Origin of the sequence: Haloplanus litoreus, assembly GCF_045690335.1 — an archaeon.
GTDB classification, from domain to species: domain Archaea; phylum Halobacteriota; class Halobacteria; order Halobacteriales; family Haloferacaceae; genus Haloplanus; species Haloplanus litoreus.
Genome location: NZ_CP147874.1, coordinates 880117 through 906099, shown reverse-complemented (window position 1 = coordinate 906099; position 25983 = coordinate 880117). Strand labels below are relative to the sequence as shown.

At 68.4% G+C, this 25983-nt stretch carries 28 protein-coding genes and 1 tRNA gene; 15 read left to right on the top strand and 14 right to left on the bottom strand.

The window, feature by feature from the left end; all coding sequences use genetic code 11:
• Positions 1-30: 30 nt before the first annotated feature.
• On the bottom strand, positions 31-1197 hold the full coding sequence (locus tag V8686_RS04970; protein ID WP_379702856.1) for a DUF7345 domain-containing protein: 1167 nt from the start codon (positions 1195-1197) through the stop codon (positions 31-33).
• Between the two features lie 184 nt (positions 1198-1381).
• Here V8686_RS04970 and thiD point away from each other — a divergent pair, with 184 nt between their 5' ends.
• The 8 genes from thiD (at position 1382) to V8686_RS04930 (ending at position 11189) form a co-directional block, all read left to right on the top strand.
• The gene (thiD, locus tag V8686_RS04965) at positions 1382-2794 is read left to right on the top strand and encodes a bifunctional hydroxymethylpyrimidine kinase/phosphomethylpyrimidine kinase (protein WP_379702855.1); all 1413 of its coding nucleotides are present in this window, start codon (positions 1382-1384) and stop codon (positions 2792-2794) included.
• Between the two features lie 119 nt (positions 2795-2913).
• Positions 2914-5565, top strand: a complete 2652-nt coding sequence (gene mutS / locus V8686_RS04960) for a DNA mismatch repair protein MutS (RefSeq protein WP_379702854.1) — start codon at positions 2914-2916, stop codon at positions 5563-5565.
• 46 nt (positions 5566-5611) lie between these two features.
• Positions 5612-6202, top strand: coding sequence for an NAD(P)/FAD-dependent oxidoreductase (locus V8686_RS04955; protein ID WP_379702853.1), 591 nt, complete (start codon positions 5612-5614; stop codon positions 6200-6202).
• A gap of 57 nt (positions 6203-6259) precedes the next feature.
• Positions 6260-6895, top strand: coding sequence for an IS6 family transposase (locus V8686_RS04950; RefSeq protein ID WP_379702852.1), 636 nt, complete (start codon positions 6260-6262; stop codon positions 6893-6895).
• Positions 6896-6951: 56 nt separating this feature from the next.
• Positions 6952-7302: a 4a-hydroxytetrahydrobiopterin dehydratase gene (locus V8686_RS04945; RefSeq protein ID WP_379702851.1), complete on the top strand. Its 351-nt coding sequence runs from the start codon at positions 6952-6954 to the stop codon at positions 7300-7302.
• A gap of 51 nt (positions 7303-7353) precedes the next feature.
• On the top strand, positions 7354-7821 hold the full coding sequence (locus tag V8686_RS04940) for an FKBP-type peptidyl-prolyl cis-trans isomerase (protein ID WP_379702850.1): 468 nt from the start codon (positions 7354-7356) through the stop codon (positions 7819-7821).
• Between the two features lie 173 nt (positions 7822-7994).
• Positions 7995-10187, top strand: coding sequence for a DNA mismatch repair endonuclease MutL (gene mutL / locus V8686_RS04935; RefSeq protein ID WP_379702849.1), 2193 nt, complete (start codon positions 7995-7997; stop codon positions 10185-10187).
• 57 nt (positions 10188-10244) lie between these two features.
• Positions 10245-11189 carry a sugar kinase gene (locus tag V8686_RS04930; RefSeq protein ID WP_379702847.1) on the top strand — a complete coding sequence of 315 codons (945 nt, stop codon included), beginning with the start codon at positions 10245-10247 and terminating at the stop codon, positions 11187-11189.
• 201 nt (positions 11190-11390) lie between these two features.
• Here the strand turns inward: V8686_RS04930 and V8686_RS04925 are convergent, their stop codons facing one another.
• Positions 11391-11672, bottom strand: coding sequence for an SDR family oxidoreductase (locus V8686_RS04925; protein ID WP_379702846.1), 282 nt, complete (start codon positions 11670-11672; stop codon positions 11391-11393).
• Here V8686_RS04925 and V8686_RS04920 point away from each other — a divergent pair.
• The 3 genes from V8686_RS04920 (at position 11648) to V8686_RS04910 (ending at position 14077) form a co-directional block, all read left to right on the top strand.
• Positions 11648-12472, top strand: coding sequence for a DUF7537 family lipoprotein (locus V8686_RS04920; RefSeq protein ID WP_379702845.1), 825 nt, complete (start codon positions 11648-11650; stop codon positions 12470-12472). The two genes, V8686_RS04925 and V8686_RS04920, sit on opposite strands and share 25 nt — an antisense overlap.
• 230 nt (positions 12473-12702) lie before the next feature.
• Positions 12703-12858 (top strand): hypothetical protein, encoded by a 156-nt coding sequence (locus V8686_RS04915; RefSeq protein WP_379702844.1) that lies wholly within the window; start codon positions 12703-12705, stop codon positions 12856-12858.
• Positions 12845-14077 carry a serine/threonine-protein kinase gene (locus V8686_RS04910; protein WP_379702843.1) on the top strand — a complete coding sequence of 411 codons (1233 nt, stop codon included), beginning with the start codon at positions 12845-12847 and terminating at the stop codon, positions 14075-14077. Before V8686_RS04915 ends, V8686_RS04910 begins: the two co-directional genes overlap by 14 nt.
• A gap of 590 nt (positions 14078-14667) precedes the next feature.
• On the opposite strand, the gene V8686_RS04905 is transcribed toward V8686_RS04910, so the two are convergent.
• Positions 14668-14741 (bottom strand) — tRNA-Phe (locus tag V8686_RS04905).
• Between the two features lie 64 nt (positions 14742-14805).
• Positions 14806-15429: a hypothetical protein gene (locus V8686_RS04900; RefSeq protein WP_379702842.1), complete on the bottom strand. Its 624-nt coding sequence runs from the start codon at positions 15427-15429 to the stop codon at positions 14806-14808.
• A gap of 83 nt (positions 15430-15512) precedes the next feature.
• Here V8686_RS04900 and V8686_RS04895 point away from each other — a divergent pair, with 83 nt between their 5' ends.
• Positions 15513-15644, top strand: coding sequence for a hypothetical protein (locus V8686_RS04895; protein WP_379702841.1), 132 nt, complete (start codon positions 15513-15515; stop codon positions 15642-15644).
• A 3-nt stretch (positions 15645-15647) separates the two neighbouring features.
• Here V8686_RS04895 and V8686_RS04890 read toward each other — a convergent pair whose 3' ends face one another.
• The 8 genes from V8686_RS04890 to thpR form a co-directional block, all read right to left on the bottom strand.
• Positions 15648-16172 (bottom strand): Ntn hydrolase family protein, encoded by a 525-nt coding sequence (locus V8686_RS04890; protein ID WP_379702840.1) that lies wholly within the window; start codon positions 16170-16172, stop codon positions 15648-15650.
• Positions 16173-16210: 38 nt separating this feature from the next.
• On the bottom strand, positions 16211-17296 hold the full coding sequence (ftsY, locus tag V8686_RS04885; protein WP_379702839.1) for a signal recognition particle-docking protein FtsY: 1086 nt from the start codon (positions 17294-17296) through the stop codon (positions 16211-16213).
• Between the two features lie 7 nt (positions 17297-17303).
• Positions 17304-17762: a prefoldin subunit alpha gene (pfdA, locus tag V8686_RS04880; protein WP_379706467.1), complete on the bottom strand. Its 459-nt coding sequence runs from the start codon at positions 17760-17762 to the stop codon at positions 17304-17306.
• Positions 17762-17938, bottom strand: coding sequence for a 50S ribosomal protein L18Ae (rpl18a, locus tag V8686_RS04875; protein ID WP_379702838.1), 177 nt, complete (start codon positions 17936-17938; stop codon positions 17762-17764). The genes pfdA and rpl18a overlap by 1 nt, the downstream gene beginning before the upstream one ends.
• 36 nt (positions 17939-17974) lie before the next feature.
• On the bottom strand, positions 17975-18646 hold the full coding sequence (locus V8686_RS04870) for a translation initiation factor IF-6 (protein WP_379702837.1): 672 nt from the start codon (positions 18644-18646) through the stop codon (positions 17975-17977).
• A gap of 1 nt (position 18647) precedes the next feature.
• On the bottom strand, positions 18648-18926 hold the full coding sequence (locus V8686_RS04865; RefSeq protein ID WP_379702836.1) for a 50S ribosomal protein L31e: 279 nt from the start codon (positions 18924-18926) through the stop codon (positions 18648-18650).
• Entirely contained in the window at positions 18927-19079 is a 153-nt protein-coding gene (locus V8686_RS04860; RefSeq protein ID WP_121921429.1) for a 50S ribosomal protein L39e, read from the bottom strand.
• Positions 19080-19926: 847 nt separating this feature from the next.
• Positions 19927-20478: an RNA 2',3'-cyclic phosphodiesterase gene (gene thpR, locus V8686_RS04855; RefSeq protein WP_379702835.1), complete on the bottom strand. Its 552-nt coding sequence runs from the start codon at positions 20476-20478 to the stop codon at positions 19927-19929.
• 78 nt (positions 20479-20556) lie between these two features.
• Between thpR and V8686_RS04850 the strand changes: the two genes are divergently transcribed.
• Together V8686_RS04850 and V8686_RS04845 are read left to right on the top strand one after the other, a co-directional pair.
• Complete coding sequence (locus V8686_RS04850) at positions 20557-21288, top strand: tetratricopeptide repeat protein (RefSeq protein WP_379702834.1); 732 nt, start codon at positions 20557-20559, stop codon at positions 21286-21288.
• 2 nt (positions 21289-21290) lie between these two features.
• Positions 21291-21581, top strand: a complete 291-nt coding sequence (locus tag V8686_RS04845) for a DUF424 domain-containing protein (protein WP_379702833.1) — start codon at positions 21291-21293, stop codon at positions 21579-21581.
• Here the strand turns inward: V8686_RS04845 and V8686_RS04840 are convergent.
• The gene (locus V8686_RS04840) at positions 21578-22255 is read right to left on the bottom strand and encodes a hypothetical protein (protein WP_379702832.1); all 678 of its coding nucleotides are present in this window, start codon (positions 22253-22255) and stop codon (positions 21578-21580) included. The genes V8686_RS04845 and V8686_RS04840 overlap by 4 nt on opposite strands.
• Positions 22256-22376: 121 nt before the next feature.
• Between V8686_RS04840 and sufS the strand changes: the two genes are divergently transcribed.
• Entirely contained in the window at positions 22377-23654 is a 1278-nt protein-coding gene (sufS, locus tag V8686_RS04835; protein WP_379702831.1) for a bifunctional cysteine desulfurase/selenocysteine lyase SufS, read from the top strand.
• A 634-nt stretch (positions 23655-24288) separates the two neighbouring features.
• Here sufS and thsA read toward each other — a convergent pair.
• Positions 24289-25947, bottom strand: coding sequence for a thermosome subunit alpha (gene thsA, locus V8686_RS04830; RefSeq protein WP_379706464.1), 1659 nt, complete (start codon positions 25945-25947; stop codon positions 24289-24291).
• Positions 25948-25983: the final 36 nt, after the last annotated feature.

The window sequence follows — 25983 nt, the reverse complement described above, 5'->3', positions numbered from 1 at the left end:
GAAGGACCGTTAACCCGGATTAAATGGCGTTTAGGGGGAGCCTGAACCGTCTCCGTCATCCGGTTTCAGCGGCTGTTCGCCCTCGTCGGGGAGTTTCAGGACGTTCTCGCGCCCGAGGCGGAATCCGTCGAGTTCCCCGTCGTCGCGGAGCTCACGGACGATCTGGCTCGTCCGCGCTTCGGTCCAGTCGAACGCCTCGACGATCTCCTGCTGTTTGACCCGGCCACCCTGTTCCCGGACGAACTGGAGGACGCGCTCCTCGTTGCTCAGGAGGTCTTCGCGCGCCTCGTCGCCCGTCTCGTCGGTGGGCGCACCGGCACCGCCGTCGTCGCCCGTCCTCGCCGTGGTCGCCCCCGCGTCGCCCCGGAACCGGTCACGATAGCGCCACACGGCCAGGCCGAAGAGGACGAACAGTAGTCCGAGACCGAGCACGGGGAGCGAACCGCTGGTCCCCTCCGGCGAGGCGGTGGCGGTCCCGGGACCGTCGTCACCGGATCCGTCGGCGCCTGCACCGGTCGTGGTGACCGCCGACGCTGGTTCGAGGACGATGGACGGCTCTCCGGAGACGAAGCTCGTCTCGGCGCCGCGCCACACGACGGCTTCGGAGCGGCGCTCGTCCGGTTCGGGAGTGATCTGCGTGGGGGTGTAGTCCGCGGGCCACTCGACGACGAGTCGCGTCCGCTGGTCGAGGAAGAGCCCCTCGATGGCGTCGCCGACGCGGAGGGAGTCACCGTCGACGGCCGCGAACCCGTCCCACCGGAACGTGTAGGTGACGACACCGTACTCCGGCGGTGTTCGTGTCTCGGCGCTGACGCGGAAGTCGCTCGCGTCCATCTCACGGCCGGTCGAGTTCTCGGCCGTGGCGACCGTGGAACGCATCCGCGAGGCGAACCGGTCGGAGAAGTTGTCCGGGTCCTCCCGAATGTCGGCCTGCAAGGATTCGAAGGCCGCGGTGGTGTTCTCGTCGTCGAGGCGCGTCCAGTACTGGACGGTCCAGGACGCGGATCCGTTCCGGTCGACCGAGACGATCAGCCGGACCGAGTCGGTGTCGACCCCCTGTTGAAACGACGGACCCACGTCGATCTGGGGTGGCGACGTGCCTGTCGGTGCGACCGCACCGATCCCCGGAGTGGCCGCCGACAGGATCAACACTGCGACGACGGCGGCGACAACCCGACCGAACGAACGCTCCCACATCTCGTGTCCCTGCGTTTCTACCGGTCGTAGATAGGTCTTGTCGCTTCGACCGACGATCCGGATCGTGCATTACCGATAAATATCAGCTCGTAATAGTCGACACCATGGCAATCGCACTCGAGACGGGCGCCATTCGTGATCGTGAGCGGATACGACTGCGGGCCGGGGTCGGGGTGGGCGCGGCGTGACCCGGCGTCACGCCCCGGTCACTCCGCCAGTCGCCCTCACCGTCGCCGGCAGCGATTCCGGCGGCGGGGCCGGCGTGCAGGCGGATCTGAAGACCATGGAAGCCCACGGCGTCTTCGGTACGTCGGTCGTCACCGCCATCACGGCTCAGAACACCGTCGGCGTCGAGCGCACGCACGTCCTCCCCGTCGAGGAAATCGAGGCGCAGTACGGCGCCGTCGCGACGGACTTCGACCTCCGGGCGATGAAGACGGGGATGCTCGCGACCGATTCGGTTATCGACCTGGTGGCCGACCGGGCGGCCGACGCCACGGTGCCCGTCGTCGTCGATCCGGTGATGGTTGCGGCGAGCGGTGACCGCCTGCTCGATTCGGCCGCCGAGACGGCCTACGAGTCGCTGATCGCCGAGGCGACGCTCGTCACGCCGAACGCCGACGAGGCGACGGTGTTGACGGGGATCGAACCGGTGGATCGCGAGACCGCTCGCGAGGCCGGCGAGGAACTGGTCGGGATGGGCGCCGACGCCGCGCTGGTGAAGGGCGGGCACATAGGGGACGGCGAGGAAGGACGTTCGTCGGGGCGTCGGCCGCGGGCCGACACGGTGACCGATACGCTGGTGAGTACGCTCCCCGACGGGGAGCCGACGGTGCACACGTTCGAACATCCACGGATCGACACCGACGCCACCCACGGCTCGGGGTGTACGCTGTCGAGCGCTATCGCCGCCCACCTCGCCCACGGCGAGACGCTCGGCTACGCCGTCGAGGCGGGAACCGCGTTCATGGAGCGTGCGCTTCGGTACGGCCTCGACGTCGGCGAGGGTCCGGGCGCGGTCCATCACCTCGCGGCACTCCGCGAGGCGGCCGACCGTCACCGGACGATGACCGACGTGGCCGAGGTGGTGGAGGCGTTCGTCGACCGCGACGTGTCACGGCTCGTCCCGGAGGTGGGGATGAACGTCGTCGGCGCCACCGAGTACGCCGAGGCGGTGGGCGAGACGGCCGCCGTCGAGGGCCGCATCACGCGCACGCTCTCGGGAGTGGCCCCGAACCGCGGCGTCCGCCTCGGCGCCTCCTCGCACGTCGCCCGATTCCTCCTCGCGGCCCGCGAGTTCGACCCCGCCCTCCGTTTCGCCGTCAACTGCCGGTTCGACGACGAGACGGAGGCGGCGACGGCGGCACTCGACGGCCCCGTGACGGAGTACACCCGTGAGGACGAACCCGAGGACGCGAGCGGAACGATGGGCTGGGGCGCCCGACAGGCGTTCGGGGCGGTGGATGCGGACGACCCGACGCCCGTCGCGGTCCTCGACCGGGGCGACGTGGGCAAGGAGGCAATCGTGAAGGTGGTCGCCGAGACGCCCGAGCAGTTGGGTGAGCGCGTGTTCACGCTGCTCGACACCGTCGAGTAACACTCGACGAGCAACCGACCGGCCGTCGCCGACTCCGGAGGCGGCGACGGCCGGAATACAGTTACAACCGTCCGTACGAGACCCATAGCGTTTTACCCGACGACGGCTCGGATGGGAGTATGACTGCCGATGGCATCGTCGGGGAGTTTCTCGCCCTGAAAGGGGAGACGGACGCCGACCTGCTGGCGATGCAGTGTGGCGACTTCTACGAGTTCTTCGCGGAGGACGCGGAGTTCGTCGGCGACGAACTCGACCTAAAAGTCTCGGAGAAGTCCTCGCACGGATCGACGTACCCGATGGCGGGCGTCCCGGTGGACGACCTGACGCCCTACTTGAAGGCCCTCGTCGAGCGGGGGTACCGCGTCGCCGTCGCGGACCAGTACGAGACGGCGGACGGTCACGCCCGCGAAATCACGCGGGTCGTCACGCCCGGGACCCTGCTGGAGACCACGGATCCGACGGCGCAGTTCCTGGCCACGGTCGTTTCCGTCGACGGCCGCTACGGTCTGGCGCTCGCGGACGTGACGACTGGGGAGTTCCTCGTGACGACGACGGACTCGGCGACGGAGATGGGTTCCGAACTCCACCGGTTCGACCCCGTCGAAGTGTTGCCGGGACCGACCGTCCGGGACGACGACGACCTGTTGGCCCGGATTCGGGAGCGCACGGACGCCCCGGTGACGGGGTACGACGACGCGGCGTTCGCGCCCGGGCGGGCGAAGCGCAGACTGCAGGACCAGTTCGGCGACGGCGTCCTCGACAGCGTCGGCCTCGACGACCGGGCGGGTGTCGCGGCCGCCGGCGCCGTCGTCGCCTACGTGGCGGAGACGGGCGTGGGCGTCCTCGACGCACTGACGCGGTTGGGGGCCTACGACACGGGCGATCACCTCGACCTGGACGCGACGACCCAGCGCAACCTCGAACTCACGGAGACGATGCACGGGGAGCGCGAGGGGTCGCTGCTGGCGACGGTGGATCACACGGTCACGAGTGCCGGACGGCGCCGCCTGCGTGAGTGGCTCATCCGACCCCGTCGCGACCGAGATGTGATCGACCGCCGTCTCGACAGCGTGGCGGCGCTGACCGACGCCGCACTGGCCCGCGACCGGGTGCGTGAGGTCCTCGGCGACGCCTACGACCTCGAACGCCTGGCCGCGCGTGCGACGGGCGGGAGCGCGGACGCGAGCGATCTGCTCGCGGTTCGGGACACCCTCGATACGCTCCCGGCGCTCGCGGAGGCGGTGGCGGACTCCCGCCTCGCGGACTCGCCGCTCCCGGATATCGTCGACCGGCCGGATCGGGAGGCAGCGGCGAGCCTGCGGGCGGAACTCGACGCCGCCCTGGCCGAGGACCCGCCGGGGACGGTCACCGAGGGCGGTCTCTTCCGTCGCGGCTACGACGACGAACTGGACGACCTGATCGACCGGTACGAGGAGGTGACGGAGTGGCTGGAGGGTCTCGCGGACCGCGAGAAGGCTCGGACGGGCATCACCCACCTGCAGGTCGACCGCAACAAGACCGACGGCTACTACGTACAGGTGGGGAACTCGGAGACGGACGCCGTCCCCGACGAGTACCGGGAGATAAAGACGCTGAAGAACTCCCGGCGGTACACCACCGACGAACTCGAGGAGCGCGAACGCGAGGTGTTGCGACTGGAGGAGTCCCGCGGTGACCTGGAGTACGACCTGTTCTGTGACCTGCGCGACCGAGTCGCGGTCCACGCCGAACTCCTGCAGGACGTGGGACGGACGCTGGCGACGGTGGACGCACTGGCCTCGCTGGCGACCCACGCCGCGAGCGAGGATTGGACGCGGCCGGCGGTCGTGGAGCCGGGACCGCTGGTCGTCGAGGCGGGACGGCACCCGGTCGTCGAGCGGACGACCGACTTCGTGCCGAACGATCTGGAACTGGACGACGACCGGGGCTTCCTGCTGGTGACCGGCCCGAATATGAGCGGCAAGTCGACGTACATGCGGCAGGCGGCACTGATCGTCCTGCTGGCGCAGGCGGGGAGTTTCGTCCCCGCGCGGTCGGCGACGGTTGGTGTCGTCGACGGCATCTACACGCGCGTGGGCGCCCTCGACGAACTCGCGGGCGGACGGTCGACGTTCATGGTCGAGATGCAGGAGTTGAGCAACATCCTCCACTCGGCGACCGAGGAGTCGCTGGTCGTCCTGGACGAAGTGGGTCGCGGGACGGCGACGTACGACGGCATCTCCATCGCGTGGGCGGCGACGGAGTACATTCACAACGAGGTGGGCTGTAAGTGTCTCTTCGCCACTCACTACCACGAACTGACGACCCTCGCCGACCACCTGCCGCGGGTCGAGAACGTCCACGTCGCCGTCGCGGGCGACGACGGAACCGACGAGGACATCACGTTCCTCCGGACGGTGGAGGACGGCCCGACCGACCGGAGCTACGGCGTCCACGTCGCGGACCTGGCGGGCGTTCCAGAACCGGTCGTCGACCGGTCGCGGGACGTACTGAACCGTCTTCGCGAGGACCGGGCCATCGAGGCCAGGGGCGCGGCGACGGACGGATCTGAGACGACACAGGCCGTCTTCGACCTGGGCTCCGGCGGCTTCCGCGATGACGGCGACGACGCGAACGGCGACGACGCGAACGGCGACGACCGAGACCCGGCGACCGAGTCGGTCCTCGCGGAACTCCGGGAGACGAACGTGGCCGAGACGTCGCCGGTCGACCTGCTGACGCGAGTTCGCGAATGGCAGGAGCGCCTCGACGGGACGGAAGCGGAAGAGTAGGACACCTAACCGTACGTCTTTGTGATCGTCTGACGAATCGCGGGGTATGACGCACGTGGCAATCGTCGGCGGCGGCCCCGCCGGACTGAGTGCAGCACTGTTCGCGGCGAAGAACGGCCTGGAGACGACGGTGTTCGACACCGACGAGACGTGGATGCACAAGGCCCACCTGTTCAACTACCCGGGAATCGGCTCGGTCGGCGGCTCGGAGTTCATGGGCGTAACCCGCCAGCAGGTCGACGACTTCGGCGTCGACCGGCGGCAGGGGAAGGAAGTGACGGGCGTCGCCGCGGACGGTGACGGCTTCACCGTGACGACGGAGGAAGGTGACCACGGGGCGGACTACCTCGTCCTCGCGACGGGGGCCGACCGGAGTCTCGCCGAGGACCTGGGGTGTGCGACGGACGACGATGGGGTCGTCGAGGTAGGTGTGGAGATGGAGACGAGCGTCGTGGACGCGTACGCGACGGGCGCGATGGTCCGCACCGAGGAGTGGCAGGCGGTCATCGCCGCTGGCGACGGCGCGGCGGCGGCACTGAACATCCTCAGCAAGGAGAAGGGCGACCATTACCACGACTTCGACGTGCCGGCGGACGCGAGCGAGACGTTCGGGGCGATGGTCGACGACGACGTGTAGGGGGGCGGAGTTCAGATAAGGATTGAAAGGTGAGGCGTAGCGTTTTCTGAGTGATTCATGCCCGAAAACGCTAGCCTCGGCGGTTGTATCGACCGAATCGAGTTAGGTTTTGTGGAACGAGAGGCAACACCGCGGCTGTTGATGAAGCTCAGTATTCAGCTCCATCTTGCTGGACTATCACTTTCGAATACTGTTTCTATTCTTGAGATATTCGGTGTTGAACGCGCACGATCCACCGTTCACAACTGGGTTCACAAGGCCGATCTACAGCCCGAAGAAGGCCGAAGCCCGGATCACGTAGCGGTTGATGAAACGGTGATCCGACTCAACGACGAGCAGTATTGGCTGTACGCTGCGGTCGATCCAGAGACGAACAAATTACTACATACAAAGCTTGAACCGACAAGAACAAACGTTATCGCTTACGCGTTCTTCAGTGAATTACGCGAGAAACACGACGTTGACGACGCCGTGTTTCTCGTCGATGGCGCGACACCACTAAATGACGCTTGCCGTCGCCACGGCCTCGATTTCAGATACGAACGTCATGGAAATCGGAACAGCGTCGAACGTGTCTTTCGTGAGATAAAGCGAAGAACTACCAGTTTCTCAAACTGTTTTAGCAACGCCGAAGCAGAAACTGCAAACGAGTGGCTCAGATCGTTCGCCTTCGCATGGAATCAGCTTATCTGAACACTACCTGTAGGGGCGACCGAACGTACAAGCCGTCGGCGTCCCAACGGGAGTCCATGTCCTCACTCGCCGACGAACCGTGCGAAGCCTGTACCAGCGACGACGAACCGCTGACGAACGACGAGTACGAGGAGTATCTGTCCGACCTCTCGGACGCGTGGGAGGTCGTCGACGACCACCACCTGTACGCCGACTACGGGTTCGACGATTTCCGGGACGCCCTGGAGTTCACCTACGAAATCGGCGAACTCGCGGAGGAGGAGTGGCACCACCCGGACATCGCCCTCGCGTGGGGGGAGGTGGAGGTGGAGATGTGGACCCACAAAATCGACGGTCTCCACAAGACGGACTTCGTGATGGCCGCGCGGATGGACCGCATCTACGAGGAGTACGCCCCGGCCGAGTAGGCGAAGCCGGGGAGTCCAAGCCCTTATGCGTCCGACGGTACTGCATTCGGCATGGCGATTTCTACCGGCGATTCGGTCACTATCACGTACACCGGTCGCCTCGACGACGGAACGGTCTTCGACACCACCGACGAATCGGTCGCCGAGGAGGCCGGCCTCCTCGACGAACAGCCCGAACGCGAGTTCGAACCGCTCACCGTCGAAGTCGGCGCTGGGAACCTCATCGAGGGAATGGAGGAGGGACTGCTGGGCCTGGAAGTCGGCGACTCCGAGACCATCACGGTCCCACCGGAGGAGGCCTACGGCGAGGCCGACGGCGACAGCGTCCGCGAGTTCGACCCCGAGCAGTTCGAAGGAATGGTCGGACAGGAACCCGCCGAGGGCCTGCAGGTGCGCGCCCAGGGCGGCGCAGTCGGCACCGTCGTCGACGTGAGCGACGACGTCGTTCGCGTCGACTTCGAACACCCGCTGGCCGGCGAGACGCTGACCTTCGAAATCGACGTCCTCTCGGTCGAGTAACGGCGACAGGCACAGTGGCGTTTGTGAGTCATCACACGCAGTCCGGTGATCGGGCACGCGAACAGTTCCAGACGCGACTGTCGTTTTTTCGAGCCGTCGGGAAGCGAGCCGACACACGTCGAGGCGCCGCCCCACCGTGGCGTTGATGACCCTGCCTCCCGAGGGTACCGTTCGTGAGCGAGACGCCGACCATCTACGCACTGGACGACGCGACGATCCGCCGCATCGCCGCCGGCGAGGTGGTCGAACGCCCGGCGAGCGTCGTGAAGGAACTGCTGGAGAACAGTCTCGACGCCGACGCGTCGCGCGTGACCGTCGCCGTCGAGGGCGGCGGCGTCGACGGCGTCCGGGTGCGCGACGACGGGGTCGGCATGACCGCGACGGACCTCGAACGCGCCGTCGAGGAGCACACGACGAGCAAGATCAGCGACGGTGACGATCTGGATCGGGTCGGCACGCTCGGCTTCCGCGGCGAGGCCCTGCACACCATCGGCGCGGTGTCGCGGCTGACGATCCGGTCGCGACCCCGCGACGGCGGCCGCGGCCACGAACTCGTCGTCGAAGGGGGCGAGGCGGGCGAGGTCACTCCCTCGGGCTGTCCACCCGGAACCGTCGTCGAAGTCGAGGACCTGTTCTACAACACGCCGGCCCGGAAGAAGTTCCTGAAGACCGAGGCGACGGAGTTCGACCACGTCAACCGCGTGGTGACCCAGTACGCCCTCGCCAACCCCGACGTGGCGACGGCGCTCGAACACGACGGTCGCGAGGTGTTCGCCACGGAGGGAACCGGCGACCTCGAATCGACCGTCCTCGCCGTCTACGGCCGCGAGGTGGCGTCGTCGATGGTCGCGGTGGATGGGGGATCGGCAACCACGCCGGGCGACGCCGAGGCCGAGGGCCCCGTCGAGTCGGTGTCGGGACTGGTGAGCCACCCCGAGACGACGCGGGCTGGCCGGGAGTACCTCTCGACGTTCGTCAACGGCCGGTACGTTACGGCGGGGACGCTTCGCGAGGCGGTGCTCGACGCTTACGGCGGCCAGCTCGCGTCGGATCGGTACCCCTTCGCCGTCCTCTTCGTCGAGGTGCCGCCGGGCGCCGTCGACGTGAACGTCCACCCCCGGAAGATGGAGGTTCGCTTCGACGACGAGTCGGGCGTCGCCGAGGCGGTGACGACCGCCGTCCGCGAGGCGTTGCTGGACGAGGGGCTGGTCCGCTCGACGGCGCCGCGGGGGCGTTCGGCACCCGCGGAGACGGAGATATCCCCGGAGTCGCCGGATCGGGCGGTGGCGGGCGGCGACGCGGCGCCCGAGGGTGTAGACGACCCGGACGGACCGGGCGGAGGGGCCGGACGCGAACGGACGGATCGACAGTCGTCGTCCGCCGCCGACGCCGGGAACGGGACGGAGAACGAGAGCGGCGCCGCCGAGACGGCCACGTCGCGGACCCGGCCCGCGACGCTCGACGAACTCGCGGGGGCGTCGACGACGGACCCGACGGGCGACGACGGCGCGGCCGGCGGGACGGCGGATTCGACGCCCGCGGACGACGAGGGCGGGAGTGATCGGGACGGAGACGCGATCGCCGGTCGTGACCGAACGGGGGTCGGATCGGGGACGGCACCGTCGGACGCCGACGTGGCGACCGACGCGGTGGACGACGAAGACGGGGAGTGGCGGAGCGGCGGCGTCGTCGCCCCGACGGACCAGCGGACGCTCGACGGGGAGCGGGCGGCGCCGGATCGTGACTTCGAGCGCCTGCCCGCGATGCGGCTCCTCGGGCAGTACGACGACACGTACCTCGTCGCGGAGACGCCGGACGGACTGGCGCTGATCGACCAGCACGCGGCCGACGAGCGGATCAACTACGAACGCCTGCGCGCGGAGATGGACGGCGAGACGCCGACGCAGGCGCTGGCCGAACCGGTCGACCTCGAACTCACGGCGCGGGAGGTCGAACTGTTCGACACCTACCGGGACGCGCTTGCGGAACTGGGCTTTCACGCCGACCGGAGCGGGGATCGAACCGTCGAGGTGCGGACGGTACCGACGGTGTTCGACGCCGCCCTCGACGCCTCACTCCTGCGGGACGCGCTGACGGGATTCGCCACCGAGGCGGAGTCGGCGGACGAAACGATCGACGCCGTGGCGGACACCCTGCTCGCGGACCTGGCGTGTTACCCGTCGATCACGGGCAACACGTCGCTGACGGAGGGGTCGGTCGTCGACCTCTTGTCGGCCCTCGACGACTGCGAGAACCCCTTCGCCTGCCCGCACGGGCGCCCGGTCGTCGTCTCGTTCGACCGCGACGAGATCACCGATCGGTTCGAACGTGACTACCCCGGACACGGCGGCCGCCGGGCGGAGTGAGACGGTCGATCGGACGAGCGGGCGCACCTTTTTGCGCCGGTCGCTCGAAGTGCGGGCGTGACAGATCTGGTTACCGTCGGCGACGCGACCCTCCGGTTCTCGCCGCCACGGGGCGAGCGAATCGAGACGACGGGAGAGTTCGCCGCCCACGTCGGCGGCCCCGAGAGCAACGTCGCCGTCGCGGCGGCGACGCTCGGCCTCGACGCCGCGTGGCTGTCGAAACTCCCGGACACCCCACTGGGTCGGCGCGTCGTCGGCGAACTTCGGCGTCACGGCGTCCGGACGGGCGTCGTCTGGGGCGACTCCGGCCGGGCGTCGACGACGTTCGTCGAACGAGGCGGGACGGCCGGCGCGCGGACCGTCCCCGATCGGACGGCGACGGCGTTCGCCACGACGACGGCCGAGGATCTGCCCCTCGGCGTGGTCCGGGACGCCGAGACGCTGTTCGTCAGCGGCGCCACCCCCGCGCGGTCGGAAGCACTTCTCGAGACGACGGCGACACTCCTCGCGGCCGCGGGCGAGGCGGACACGACGCGAGCCTTCGACACGCGGTTCGAGGCGACTGGGCTGGCCCCCGACCGGGCGCGTGACCTGTACGACCACCTCCTCGACGACGTGGACGTGTTGATCGTCGACGAGAGCGACGCCGAACGGGTGTTCGGCCTCGACGGCGACGTGGTGCCCGCGGGACACAGCCTCCGGACGCGCTACGACTGCGCGACGGTGGTCGTCACTCGCACGGAGCGCCGTCACCCGACGGTCGGCCTGCAGGGAGAGGAGATCTACGAGGTGCCACCGTTCGAGACGGAGACGCGCGATCCGGCGGGAGTCCACGACGCCTTCGTCGGCGGGTTCCTCGCCGGACGACACCGGGGCGAGACCGTGAAAGGCGCGCTCGTCGAGGGGGCGGCAACGGCGGCGCTCAAGCGAACCATCGTCGGCGACGTCGTCGTCGGATCGCGCGAGGACGTCGAGGCGATTCGCGATGGCCGGACGGTGTGATCGGGAAAGAGTGGCAGCAACCGGCCCGACCCCGGTCGGGGAACTCGGGGGCGAGCCGGCACAAAGCGCCGGTCGGGTCGGGGAGACGCGTTGCGGGGACCGACGCCACCGGCACACGGGGAGTGAGGGCGGCGTCGGCATCCGGGATTACCGAGGGATGAAACATAAATCCATCAGAGGCACAGATGCGGATTTCAGTCTCTACCGGACGTCTCGCCGCCGGCCGCGAGGGGCCGCCGACCGGATCGATCGGGTAGGTGGCGCCAGCGTCGGCGTCGGGTAGGTGCCGCCGCGGACGTGCAACACCTGGCCGGTGACGAAGGAGGCACGATCTGAGGTCGGAAAACAGTACGCGTCGGCAACCTCTTCGACGGGTCCGAGGCAGCCGAGTCGCCGGCGACGCCGCGTGGCGTGACAGCTGCGTGCTACTTTATCTCCTCTCCCGGCGTAGTCCGTCCATGACGTCGCGTCGTGCGTTGACACTCCTGGTCGTGGTACTGACGGTGACCGCTGGCTGTCTCGGCGGTGGGGGAGCAGCCGTCGACACCGCGGGCGCCGCGGACGCCCCGGCGACGGAACCTGGCGAGGGCGCGGTGGCCGGCCAAACCGACGGTGATGACTCCACCCCCGACCTGACCGACCCCGAGGCGGCGCTCCGGGAGGCCGGAAGCTTCAGGGTCACCTGGCAGTACGCCGGCGTCGACACGAGTGGGGTTCGGTCCGAGGTGAACCACGAGTACGCCGTCGACCTCCGCGCGGAGCGGTCGCTCACGGTCACGTCGTCGACGCGGGACGGTCGGAGCGACGGCGGCACCAGCGAGCAGTTCGTCTCGGACGGCATCACGTACGTGCGTTCCGGCCCGTCGGACGCGACGACGTACGCATCGTACCCGGGCACCGCCGACGTGGTCGGCACGGCCATCGCCCTCTCGCAGGCCCGCGCGTACGGCGCCGACGAGGATCTGACCGCCCGCGGCACCGAGCGGTTCGACGGTGTGAGCGTCACCCGCTTCGAGCTCTCGGAGGCGAGTTCCCCACTGATTCGAGCCGGGTCGGTGTCGACTGCCGGATCGTCCGGCGTCGTGGAGATCACCGACTTCCGGTACGTCGTCCTCGTCGACGCGAACGGCCTCTCGCGGTACGAGTCGTGGTCGTTCACCGGACGAACCACCGAGGGCGAGACGGTGAGCGGCGAGTGGGAGTACACGCTCACCGGTGTCGGATCGACGACCGTCGAGGATCCCGAGTGGCTGGCGGCGGCCCGGGAGGCGGTGGGGCGCTGACGCTGGCCCGGCGGGTCCGGACGCTCACCCCACCCCGTCCGTGGCCCGTCGTCGCTGACGGCCAGTTCGATCCACCGGCCGTCTCCGACCGTCCGCGTCTCGACTCTATATTACCCTCTCCTCGAGATCACCGGCGGAGTGGTCGATCCACCCTCGTATCGGCGGTGGAGCCTACGAATCGGGAGCCTCGAACGGTCCGGCGAGCCCACATTTATGAGGCGACCCTCACGATGGGGAGACGAGAGACGATGGTCGGAATCGTGTTACAGGAGACCGCCGGCGTCGCTCACTCCCTCGCGTACACCGTCTGGGGATTGGCCGGCGTGGTGGGACTACTCGTCGGCTACCTGCTGGGTCGCAGCTACGGGGGCGGTGGCGGTGCGTGACGCGGACGCCGAGACGGACGGGACACGCGCCGTCGGCGCGGGGGCCGCGGTGTGGGTCGGGGCGACGGCCGATGTGGCGGCGCTCACACTCCCACTACAGGCAGTGCGAGTCGGCCCCGACCCCGGAACCGTCGCCCTCTACGGCGTCGTGGCGGCCGTCGTGGGTCTCGCCTTGGGGTTCGGTATCGGTGCCCTCCGAACGCGGGGAGCGGTGTCGGCGCCGGACGGGCCGACGTCGACGCCCACACCACAGGAACCGACCGTGGACGACACGCCATCCGACGACGCCCGGTCGACCCCCGACGACGGGACGGCGACGCGTTCCGACCGGCGGGACTCGGTCGCGTCGTCGACGCCCGGCGGGACGAAACACCCACCGAGCCGGATCCCACGCGCCCCCGACGTCTCGGTCAGCGACGCCGACCTCACCGACGAGGAACCTATCGGAGGCGGCGGCAACGCCGACGTGACGCGGGCGACACTCCCCACCGCGACCGGCGACGTACCGCTGGCGATCAAGAAGCCGCGGCTCTCCGGGACGCTCCACAGCGAGGCGGTCGAGCGACTCCTCGCCGAGGCGGAGACGTGGGACAAACTCGACGACCACGACCACGTCGTCGGCGTCGTCGACTACGGTGCCGATCCCCTCCCCTGGATCGCCATGGAGTACATGGATGCCGGGGATCTGAGCGACCGTGCAGGGGATCTGTCGACGCCACAGGCGCTCTGGACCGCCCTCGGCATCACGAAAGGCGTCCGGCACGCCCACCGCCGCGGCGTCGCCCACCTCGATCTGAAACCCGAGAACGTCCTGTTCCGGAGCGTCGACGGCGCGTGGGACGTCCCCAAAGTCGCGGACTGGGGACTGTCGAAACACCTCCTCGACCACTCACAGAGCGTCGAGGGGCTGTCACCGCACTACGCGGCCCCCGAACAGTTCGACGCCGACTACGGGTCGGCCGACGACCGAACCGACGTCTACCAGTTGGGCGCGGTCTGCTACCGACTCTTCACCGGCCGCCCACCCTTCGAGGGGGAGTCGACGCGAGTGATGCGTGCCGTCCTCGACGAGCGGCCGGCGCCGCCGAGCGCGGTAGCCGACGTCCCCGAGGCGTTGGACGACGTCGTCCTCACGGCACTCGCCAAGGAGAAAGGCGACCGCTACGACGACATCGTCTACCTCCGGGACGACCTGCAGCGCCTGTACGAGAACTGGTGAGGGCGACCCGACCGGGACCGTCGCGACGTCCCCCGCCGCCCGCTCGAGTCCGACAGCATCGCCGACTTCGTGACCCGCGAGGAACGCCGCGACCGGGTAGCAGCGGCGACCGTGGGCCGTCTGCCCGCCTCCGTCGACAACGCCCACGTCACGGGTCCGGGTATCGCTCGCGCTCTCGGCGCTCACGACGTGCCCGTCGTCGCCGTCCTCGACGACCCCTCGCTGTACCGAGTTCTCGACGGCGTCGGCGTCCCTTATCCGGAGACACGGTGGCTGGCCGAGACGAGTGTCGGGACGGCGATAGCCGAGTTGGGGCTCCCGCTGAAGCCCGCACGCAAACGCGAGTTCGTGGGGCCATCGGGACGAACGTCGTTCAGGCCGACACCGAATCCGAGTTCCGAGACGTCCTCCCGCAGCGAACGGAGTGAGCGGGGACACCCGACGCAGCAAAAACGTGGGAGTATGCCGTCTCCCCGATTTGAACCTCCGGAAGACGGTCGCGCTCACTCCGTTCGCGCGCTGCGGCTTCCGTGCTCAAATCGGGTCGGCGCCGTTTCTTCGCCGCTCGCTACGCTCGCGGACTCAGAATATGCCGCCTCCCCGATTTGAACGGGGGACAGCTCGATCTTCAGTCGAGTGCTCTCCCAGTCTGAGCTAAGGCGGCGCAGTTTCGACGACGGGGATAATGGGCAAAAGGATTTCGAAACACGGCGACGGCCCACGGCCGGTCACGAGACGGTTCGTCGCTCGGTGAACGTCCGGGTCCCGCTCGCCGTCCTGACCGTCGTCTCGATGCGGATCCGGCCGTCGTTTCGCTCGATTCGCGCGGCATCGACGTAGCCGATCCGGATCGTCCGCGTCCGCGTGACGGTTTCACCCGCTGCCAGGCTGCCGACGTCCGACCGCCCCTCCCAGACGAGACTCCCGCCAGTCGTGATTTCGGTCGCGACCCTGACCGACTGAGCGGGGTCGTCACCGCGGTTCGTCAGTCCGATGGTGACGGTCCGACACCGCGTCCCGCAGGTCTCGATGGATCGAACCCGCATGGCGACGTCCGGCGCCGAGTCGGCGGTGGTGGTGGTGGTGGCGGTGGCGGTGGTGGCGACCGACTCCGGCGTCGCCGTCCCCGCGGCGCCGCCCGCACCCGTGTCCGTGGTGGTGGTATCGCCTGCCGGCCCGACGACGATGGCAGCCGCACCGACGATAGCCAGGGCGACCAAGACGAACGCGGCCAGTTCGCGCGGATCCTTAGACCGACTCGGTCGCGACCCGCCGGTGTCGGTCCCCGCGTCGTCCCCACTCCCGCCCCCGTCGCGGACCGACGTGGACGGCTCTCGCTCCCCGGAACCCATGCGTCGGGGGACGCGGTCGGCGCGGATAGCTCTGGTGGCCGTTCCAGCGAGAGCCTTTTGCGCGCGTCCGAACTACGTTTCCCGTGACCGAATCCTTCGTCTGTCCGATCTGTGACCACGAGTGCACGACCCGCAATCACCTACGCGAACACCTGCACGACCACCACCACAAAAGCGAAATCATCGATCGGTACCTCTCGGCGGCGGCGGAGTGACGCCTACGCCGGCAAGCGGTAGGTGTCGACCTCGGCGCCGGTTCCCGTGTCGCGTTCGGCGGCGGCCGTGATGGCATCGCGGGCGAGCGTCGCCGCGTCGTCGAGCGTCGCCTCCGGGTCGTGTCCGGCCTCGAGGCCGCCGAGAGCGACGGCCGCACCGCTGCCGAGCGCGGCGATTTCCGCCTCGGTGACGCCGCCGTCGGGGTCGACCGACCGCAGTCGAGGGCAGCCCTCGTCGTCCCGAGCGGTCACGAGAACGACGGCATCGAAGTCGGCCGCCGCGTCGCCGACGAGGCGGGCGGCCGCGTCGATCCGGGGCGTCCCGCGAGCCGTTCGGTAGGCGCGAATCTCGGTATCGAGTCGGTCCACGAAGCCCTCGACGTCCCGACAGACGACGGCGACACCGAGGCTCTCGAAGTCGCGGACGTGGCGCCGTGACCGCGTGCGGACGCGACCCTCGCTCGCGACGACGCGGTCGCCAGCGAGAACGACGCCACCGGCACATGCGACGCCGACGACGGTGCTCATGAGTGGGTGTAGACGGCCGAGCGGGGTAGGCGTGTCGCCTACCCGACGAGGTCGTCGACCAGCGACTCGGGATCGAACCGGTCGAGGTCGTCGTACCCCTGTCCCGTGCCGAGGAAGAGAACGGGTTTCCCGGTCACGTAAGCGACGGAGATAGCCGCACCACCCTGTGAGTCGGCGTCCGCCTTGGTCAACACCGCGCCGTCGATTTCGGCGGCGTCGTCGAACTGCTGGGCGCGTTCGACCGCGTCCTGGCCGGCGACCGCCTCGTCGACGAACAGCGTGAGATCGGGAGCGACTACGCGGTCGATTTTCTCCAGTTGGGCCATCAGGTCGCTGGAGGTGTGGAGGCGACCGGCGGTGTCGCCGAGGACGACGTCGACGTCGTTGGCCTCGGCGTACTCCACGCCGTCGTAGATGACGGCCGCGGGGTCGCCGCCCTGTTCGTGGGCGATCAGCCGCTTGCCGAGCGCCTCGGCGTGTTCGCGGATCTGCTCGTTCGCCCCCGCACGGTAGGTGTCGCCGTTCGCGAGCACCGAGGAGTAGCCCCGTTCCTCCAGATACCGGGCCATCTTGGCGATGGTCGTGGTCTTACCGACGCCGTTGACGCCGGTGAAGACGATAGTGACCGGCTTCTCGGCGGCGGCGATGCGCTCGTCGAAGTCGAACTGGCCGACGCTGATGACCTCCAGAAGGGCGTCGCGCAGGGCGTCCTCGACGAGGTCGCCCGTACTCGCCATCTGGGATTTGGTCTCGCCGACCAGATTCGAGCGGATCTGATCGAGGATGGCCTCCGCGACGCCCATCTCCACGTCGCTCTCCAGGAGGGCCATCTCCAGGTTCCAGAGGGGGTCCTCCAGATCCTCTTCTTCGAGGACGACTTTGCCGGTGGCGAAGGCCTTGGCTCGCTGGAGGCGGCCTGGCGAGTCGCCGTCGGCGGCCTCGTCGGTCGCGGCCGGTGTGTCGTCGGCGGCCGTCTCGGACGACTCGGCCGCCGCCTCCGATTCGGGCACCGGTTCCGCGCCCTCCGGTGTCTCGGATTCGGGTCCGGCCTCGGCCTCGGATTCGGTACTCTCCTCGACGTCGCTCCGGAAGCTGTCCAGCTTCTCTTTCAGTCCGTCGAACATCGACCCGCTACTCGTCTTCGCCCTGCTGCTGTTGCTGCATCTGCTGCATCTGCTGTTGCTGCATCTGCTGTTGCATCTGCTGGGCCTGCTGTTCGATCTCGGCGCTCTCGGATTCGAGTTCGGAGATTTCGTCTTCCACGTCGTCGACGCGGTCGTCGAGGACGTCCTGCTTTCGTTCGAGCGCGTCGACGGCGTCGCCCTGCTCCTGTTCCGCCGCGTAGCCGCCGCCGAGGTCGACGATCACTTCGTCGATGTCCTGGACTTCGGCGCGGAGGTACGCACCGCCGCCGAGGGGCACCTGCACCGTGGAGCCGCTATCGAGCGTCTCGATGGCCTCGATGGCCTCGTCGATTTCGCTCTGTCGGGTACGCAGTGTCTCGATTTCGTCCTCGAGCTCCGCGATTTCCTCGTCGATTGCTTCGAGTTCCTGGGAGAGCTGCTGGAGTTGCTGCTGACCGCCGCCCATCATGCTGCGGTCACCCCCTCGATGTCGACCTGCATGCGCTTGAGGCCGTGCTCGCTCCCGAGCAGGGTGAACGTGCGCTCGCGCGCGACGTTCTCGTTAGGGGCGTCTACCGCCTTCTCGAACTGACGGTAGCCGGTTCGGTCCTGAAAGCGTCCGCTGACGACGAACTGACTCATGTACCGAAGGGTCGAGAGGAAGCGGGAAGTATCTTCCTACTGCCGCTCGATGTAGCCGAGCGTCTCCTCGATGCGTCCGAGTTCCGGTCCCGTGGTGTCCGGCCCGACGACGTAACCCGTGTCGTTGGCGACGAGCCCGGAGCCGACCAGCGGCGCACCGTAGTTGATCGTGCCGATGTCGGCGCGCACGTCGAGACAGTCCTCGAGCGCCTCCAGTTCCGGTTCACGCGACGTGGGGTGACAGAGGACGCCCTCGTTGGTCGCGACGGCGGCGGTGCCGACGGTGCGTACGTCGGCCAGATCACCGCGCTCGACCGGGACGTCGAGTGCGGACTTGACCGTCTGGACTGCCTCCCGACTCAGATCCGGGTGAACGTACGCACCGTAGTCGTTGGCGAGGACGACGTTGCCAGCGGCGTTGATGCGGCCCGGCAGTTCCGTCACGGTGAGGCCAGTGGCCTCCTCGATGGCCGACATCTCGCGGTCGGTCGCCCGATTCGAGACGAGCAGTCCGTGCTCGTTCCCGACGGCGAGGGCGCCGACGGTTCCGGAGCCGCCGACCGTGGTCGTCACTGGCTCCACGTCGAGTTCCGCCGCCATGTCGGCGACGGTGTCCTCGTCGGCGTCGGCGCGCACGAGCAGGCAGTCGTTCGTCGCCCGGGCGAACACCCCGACGTACGACGATCCGGCGAAGGAGGCGCGTAACACGTTACTCGGCGGTCTCTGCTTCGACGACCGGTTCGCCGTCCTCGACGAAGCGGGCGGCGCGAACGCGGAGCTTGCTGGGCGGGTTGTTCCGACCCTGTTGCCAGATGGTTTCGTTGATGCCCGGATCGAGGCGCACCTCGCTCTCGTCGACCTTGAAGTGTTTCGCGAGGTGCTCGCGGACGAGGGTCATCGCCCGGTCGGCCTGTTCGTTCGACGGTTCCGCCCGTGCGTCGCGGAGCGGGACGGTGACGACGCGCTCCTCGAAGTCGTTGGCGCTCATTTATTCGTCCGTGTCGTTCCGGCGCCAGTTGCGACGCTTCGGGTTACGGGTTACCTGTCGGTCCGTCTTGAGCATGACCCACGCGGGGACGCGACTGTTCTGTCGCTCCAACTTGGCGAGTCGCTTTTTCTTCGCCTTCGATTTCTTGCCCATAGTGGCCTTGTCTACCCTGTCGCCGCATAAAATCTTGTTCTTTCGGCCGTCGGCCGTCGACGGGGCCGACGCGAGGAGATTCGATATCGCAGCATGCGATTTATCGGAGCGCCCGCGTCGAGTGAGTACTCGACTGACAGCGCCGGGAGCACTGACGTCTACACGGCCACCGACGGACACGTTCGGAGGGAGAGACTCTGACAGGGGGACCACGAACGGGGCGGAGCCGTTCCGATCGGTGGCCGGAAAATCACGCAGTCGACGGCGAAGAAGCCGATTCGCGCATCGGTCCCGGATCGGGGTTCGCGTCTCCCGGCGGCCGCGATACCCGTCAGATCGTGCCGGCAGGCGGCACGCGGACGTGCCGTCGGGGAACGGTGGTGGCATTCAGAGAAGCGGACAGTTGGAACCATCTCGAAAGCCCCGACACGCTGGAGTCGCCTCGGAGACGATCGTGTGCGACCCGCGCTGCGCGCGCTTGTCACTCGCGTGCGTCACCGGGAGTTTGCTCGCCCGAGCACACGGCGGGAGAGCCGCCGTGAACGGCCGCCGCCCCAGCGAGGGAGCGAAGCTCACCCAGGAACCGGACGACGACGCCATCCGGTGACGAGGCACCCCGTTCAGTCCCACCGCAGCAGGTGGATCGGCCGATGCGGTGGACACGGGGACCGGGGCGTTCGAGATGTCGGCAACGGGAGCGTTCTACGCTGAACAGTGCCGGAGGGGGAGATGATAAACACCATATCGCGATACAGAATGGCGGGTGCCGCGCCGAAGTGCTTCGTCGTGGGATGGCCGACGGTCGGGCGAACGTAGCAGCCGCCACTCGCGGCCGACGACAGCCACGCTACAGCGGGTAGCGACCGATCGTCTCGTACTCGGGGCCGTCGTCGGTGAGCGTACTCTCGGTGAGTCGAATCTCGCCGACGTCGACGCTCCCGACGGGTGGATCCGCTTCACGCACGACCCGTTGGACGGCCGCCTTGCCCCGCGCGTCGTCCATCCGGGCGAGCGTGACGTGAGGCGTGAACTCGTGGTCGGCGGAGTCGAAGCCGAGGGTCGTCGTCTCGCGTTCGACCGCCTCGTGGAGGCGGGTGAGCGCCGGGCCACCCTCCCGGACGCCGGCCCAGACGACACTGATGTAGTCGAGCGAGGGGAAGACGCCGTAGCCGCCGAGGGTCAGGGTGAAGGGGCCGACCCCGGCGTCGTCGACGGCCGTCGACAGGGCGACGTCGAGGGCGTCCCGCTGGGACGGGGCCACCTCGCCGAGGAACTTGAGGGTGACGTGGGCGTCGGTGGGGTCGACGAACCGGAGTCCCCCGGCGTCGGGGAGTCGGTGCTGGGCGTCCGCGATGGCGTCGGCGAGGGGGTCGACGTCGACGCTGACGAACAGGCGCATATCGACTCTCGGGCGGCCGGGACCTAAGTTCTGGCCCGTGACGCAGGCCTTAACCGATCCGACACCCAAGCGAGAGGCATGGAAGACGAGCGACCCCATCGCTTCTCGGAGGGGCAGGGGTTCGACGAGGAGTACGAGGAGTTCTCGCTCGACCCGCCGGAGCTGTCGGTCGATCCGTCGGCGGTCGATCCGGTCGACTCGCGGGTGCTGACCGACCTACTCGACGAGCGAAACGTCGGCAGCGACCAGGTGGACGCGGAACAGTTGGTCGACGTGGGTCTGTCGTACATGGGCATCAACCGGTTCGAAGAGGCGACCGAGACGTTCGAGCGAGCCGCGAGCTTCGCGGACGACGAGCTGATCGCCCAGGAGGCGTGGGTGAACAAGGGTGCAGCCCACGCCCAACTGGAGGAGTACGACGAGGCTGTCGGCGCCTACGAGGAGGCACTGTCCATCGACGAGGACTCGGAACACGCCGCCTCGGCGCACACGAACCTCGCTTACACCCTCTGGGAGTGGGGACGAACCGAACAGGCACTCGAACACGCCGAACGCGCCGTGGAGGTCGATCCCCGGTTCGCGCAGGCGTGGTACAACCGCGGGTTCTTCCTCTCGGAACGCGGCCTGCACGAGAACGCCGTCGACTGCTTCGACAACGCCATCCGTCTGGGGATGCGCAACGCCTCGGTGCTGGAGGAGAAGGCGATGGCGCTGGAGGAACTCGGAGAGGACGAGGAGGCAGAACGCGTCCAGGAGCAGGCGGCGGAACTCCGCGAGGAGGCCGAACGCGAACTGGTCGAGGATCGGTAGCGATGTTGATCCGTGAGCGCGACACGCCCGAAGGCCTCCTCGTCGCGGTCTGTGACGAGGAGTGTCTCGGCGAAACCTACGGCGACGGCTCGGTGTCGCTGACGGTGACCGAGGAGTTTTACGGCGGCGACGAGGGCGACGCCGAGGACGTGGTCGACGCGCTGACGCGGGCGTCGGTCGCCAACCTCGTCGGCGAGCGTTGCGTGTCGGTCGCCATCGACGCCGGCCTCGTCGACGAGGACCGTGTCCTCGACTTGGACGGTGCCCGCCACGCACAGCTGCTCTGGCTCTAGCCGACCATCGAGCGTTCGAGGGCCGGCAGTTCGGAGACGGTCCCGATGTTCACGTAGTGTGTCTCACCGGAATCGCCGATCGGGAGCAGGCGGATCCGGTAGGACTGGTCGGGGTCGAGGTCGAACACCACGGCACCGGTCTTCGAACTGTTCGCGAGGACGGTGGCGTTGGCGAGCGGCTGCACGTTGAGCCGGTCGTCGTCGGCAACAAGCGGCGTCGCGTTCTCGTCGATATATCGGATCTGTTCCTCGTTGGCCACGATGAACTCGTTTCGCGGGAAGGTAGTGGCGTCGCTCTGTGGATTCGAGAGCTCCAGGATGACGACGACGTAGGTGCCGTCCGCCGTCGAGTTGTTCGCGCTACTCCCGAGCCGATCCGCTCGATAGAGATCGATGATTCGGTAGCCGATGGCGTTCTCGCCACTCCCGACGGTGAAGGACTCGTCGAGTCCGTGGGTCGGCCCGTCGGGCACCGAGGTTCCCGTCGCCGTCGGTTCGGCCGTCTCCGTCGGTGTCGCCGTCCCCGTCGCCGTAGGACGATCGGTGGCCGTCGCCGTCGGTTCGGCCGTCGCCGTCGGCGTCCCCGTCGCCGACTCGCCGTCACCGCCACTGCATCCCGCGAGCAGCCCCGTTGCGAGCGCCCCGCACGCTGTCAAGATCCGTCGACGTTCCATAGGGCCAACTAGGTGAGAGGGGACATAAAGAAGGTGTCGGGAAACCGGTGTAACCGGCGTCGGTTTCGACGAGGGTGAGACACCGAAGGGGTGTTATCCTTCCGGATCGTACGCGTGCCCGATGGGAGTCCAGGAATCGTATCCGATCGACGTGGAGGCCATCCGGGCCGATTTCCCGATCCTCGACCGCCTGGTCGGGGGCGACGTGGAGACGCCCGGACAGGGGCCCGACGACGACACGCCGCTTTGCTATCTGGACAACGCCGCGACGAGTCACACGCCGGATCGGGTGGTCGACACGATCAGCGAGTACTACCGCGGCTACAACGCCAACGTTCACCGAGGGATCCACCAGTTGAGCCAGGAGGCGAGCGTGGCCTACGAGGAGGCCCACGACACCGTCGCCGACTTCGTCGGCGCGGCTGGCCGCGAGGAGATCGTCTTCACCAAGAACACCACCGAGGCCGAGAACCTCGTCGCCTACGCGTGGGGACTGGCCGAACTCGGCCCCGAGGACTCGGTCGTCCTCTCGGAGATGGAACATCACGCCTCGCTGGTGACGTGGCAACAGATCGGCAAGAGGACCGGCGCCGAGGTGCGGTACATCCGCGTCGACGACGACGGCCGCCTCGATATGGATCACGCCGCCGAGTTGATCGACGACTCCACGGCGATGGTGTCGGTCGTACACGTCTCGAACACCCTCGGAACGGTCAACCCAGTCGGCGAACTGGCCGACATGGCCCACGACCACGACGCGCTGATCTTCGTCGACGGCGCCCAGTCGGCGCCCACCCGCCCCGTCGACGTGAAGGCGATGGACGCCGACTTCTTCGCCTTCTCCGGTCACAAGATGTGCGGTCCGACCGGTATCGGCGCCCTGTACGGAAAGGAGTCAACTCTGGATGAGATGCAACCGTACCTGTACGGCGGTGACATGATCCGCCGGGTGACCTACGACGACGCGACGTGGGAGGACCTGCCCTGGAAGTTCGAGGCGGGCACGCCCTCCATCGCGCAGGGCATCGCCTTCGCGGCCGCCATCGAGTACCTCGAGGACATCGGGATGGACGCCGTACAGGCCCACGAGGAACTGCTGGCCGAGTACGCCTACGACCGCCTGACCGAGTTCGACGACGTGGAAATCTACGGTCCCCCGGGCGACGACCGGGGCGGCCTCGTCGCGTTCAACGTCGACGGCGTCCACGCCCACGATCTCTCCAGCATCGTCAACGACTACGGCGTGGCGATCCGTGCCGGCGACCACTGCACCCAACCGCTCCACGACAAACTCGGCGTCGCCGCCTCCGCGCGGGCCTCCTTCTACATCTACAACACCCGCGAGGAGATCGACCGGTTGATCGACGCCGTCGCCGACGCCCGCGACCTGTTCGCCTGAGACGGCTCGTCGTAACCGCTTCTCGGCCGTCGCCGCGTCCGTGATCGGCGACGGCCGGAACTGGCTCACAGGGGGTGCGAATGAGGCGGCCGGCGCCCCGACTCCGGCCGCGAGACACAGGAGACCTTAGAGAACGTCGTGAACCCGGTCGGCGAGGTGGCGACGGGTATCGAGACGGTAGCGGTGACCACAGACGCACGGGCCGCGACGAGTGCCGAACTCTCCAACAGGGTCGACTGCATCGTCTCCCGTTCTAGCGGCCGGGAAGGCCGGCGACGGGGGAAGAGCCTGGGTCGAGGACGGTATCGATTTTGCGTGCCTCGGGCGACTGGAGCCGAGACGTTCGGCGACGCGAGACGACGTGTCGTAGAGAGCGGCGGCTCCGGTTGACTGAGTGCAAAACTGCGCCGTTCTCGGCCGAGGGGGCGCGGGCGTTCGGGGACCGCCACGACGCACGGTGACGTTCGACGGGATCACGCCCCAACTCGTCGCCCAGGACGCGTCTCGGTCGGGCTAGTCGCCGGACCGCAGTCGTCACACCGGCCGCTGCGCGGGTCGGGGTCGAAAAAAATTCGAGGTCGCTCGAAAGCCGGTTCGACTCGGAGGCGTGGGGTGAGCGGGCTGGTGGCCGAACTTACATCGCGCCGCCCATGCCACCCATGCCGCCCATGCCGCCCATGCCGCCGCCCATGCCGCCGGCGCCGCCAGGGCCGCCTTCGTCGCCGCCGTCGTCGCTGCCGCCGCCCTTGAGGTCGCCGGCAGCGATGACGTCGTCGATGCGGAGGATCATGACGGCCGCCTCGGTGGCGGACTCGATGGCCTGGGTCTTCACGCGGAGGGGTTCGACGACGCCCTCTTCCTCCATGTCGATGATGTCGCCCGTGTAGGCGTCCAGACCGGCCGAGAGGTCGCCACCGTCGTGCTGGGCGCGCAGGTCGACCAGCGAGTCGATGGGGTCGAGACCGGCGTTCTCGGCGAGGGTGCGCGGAATGACGTCGAGCGCCTCGGCGAAGGCCTCGACGGCGAGCTGTTCGCGCCCCCCGACGGAGTCGGCGTAGTCGCGCAGCGCGAGGGCGAGTTCCGCCTCGGGCGCGCCGCCGCCGGGCAGGACCTTGCCGTCCTCGAGCGTCGTGCGGACGACGCCGAGCGAGTCCTCAACCGCGCGCTCGACTTCGTCGACGACGTGTTCGGTGCCACCGCGGAGGACGAGCGTCACGGACTTGGCCTCGGCCACGTCCTCGACGAAGATGCGCTCGTCGCCGCCGATGTCCTTCTGGGCGACGGAGCCGGCGAAGCCGAGGTCGTCCTCGGTCAGGTCGTCGACGGAGCCGACGACCGTCCCGCCCGTCGAACGGGCGAGCCGGGAGAGGTCGCTGTCCTTCGCGCGGCGGACGGCGAGGATACCCTCCTGGGCCAGGTAGTGCTGGGCCATGTCGTCGATACCGCTACCCACGAAGACGGCGTCTGCGCCGACGTCCTTCAGGTGGTCGACCATCTCGCGGAGCTGTTTCTCCTCCTGGTCGAGGAACTGCTGGAGCTGGTCGGGGTCGGTGACGTTGACCTCGGCGTCGATTTCGGTCTCCTTGACCTCGAGCGCGCCGTCGATCAGCGCGATGTCGGCGTCCTCGACGGCGTAGGGCATGCTGTCGCTGACGCGTTCCTTGTCGACGATGACGCCCTCGATGAGCTCGGAGTTGCCGATGGCGCCGCCGACGACCTTCTCGATGGAGACGTTGTCGGTGTCGACGCCGTCGTCGTCGCGCACGGCGAGCACGGCGTCGACGAGCAGGTCCGCGAGCTGGTCTTTGGCGCTCTCGGCGCCCTTGCCCGTCATCGCCGTGGAGGCGATTTTGACGAGCGTCTCGCGGTCGTCGGGCGAGACGTCGATGGCGTTCTCTTCGAGGACCTCCTTTGCCTTCTCCGCGGCCCGGCGGTACCCCTGGGCCAGCGTCGTCGGGTGGATGTCCTGGTCGATGAGATCCTCGGCCTCGTCGAGGAGTTCGCCCGCGATGACGACGGCCGTCGTGGTGCCGTCGCCGACCTCGTCCTCCTGCGTCTCGGAGACTTCGACGATCATGTTCGCCGCGGGGTGATCGATGTCCATCTCCTTCAGAATCGTGACGCCGTCGTTCGTGACGACGACGCTCCCGCCGGAGTCGACGAGCATCTTGTCCATGCCCTTCGGACCGAGTGTGGTCCGTACGGCCTCCGCGACGGCCTTGCCGGCCGTGATGTTCATCGACTGGGCGTCCTTGCCCTGGGTTCGCTGGGAGTCCTCGCCGAGAATGATCATCGGCTGACCCTGCTGCATTCGCTGAGACATAATCAA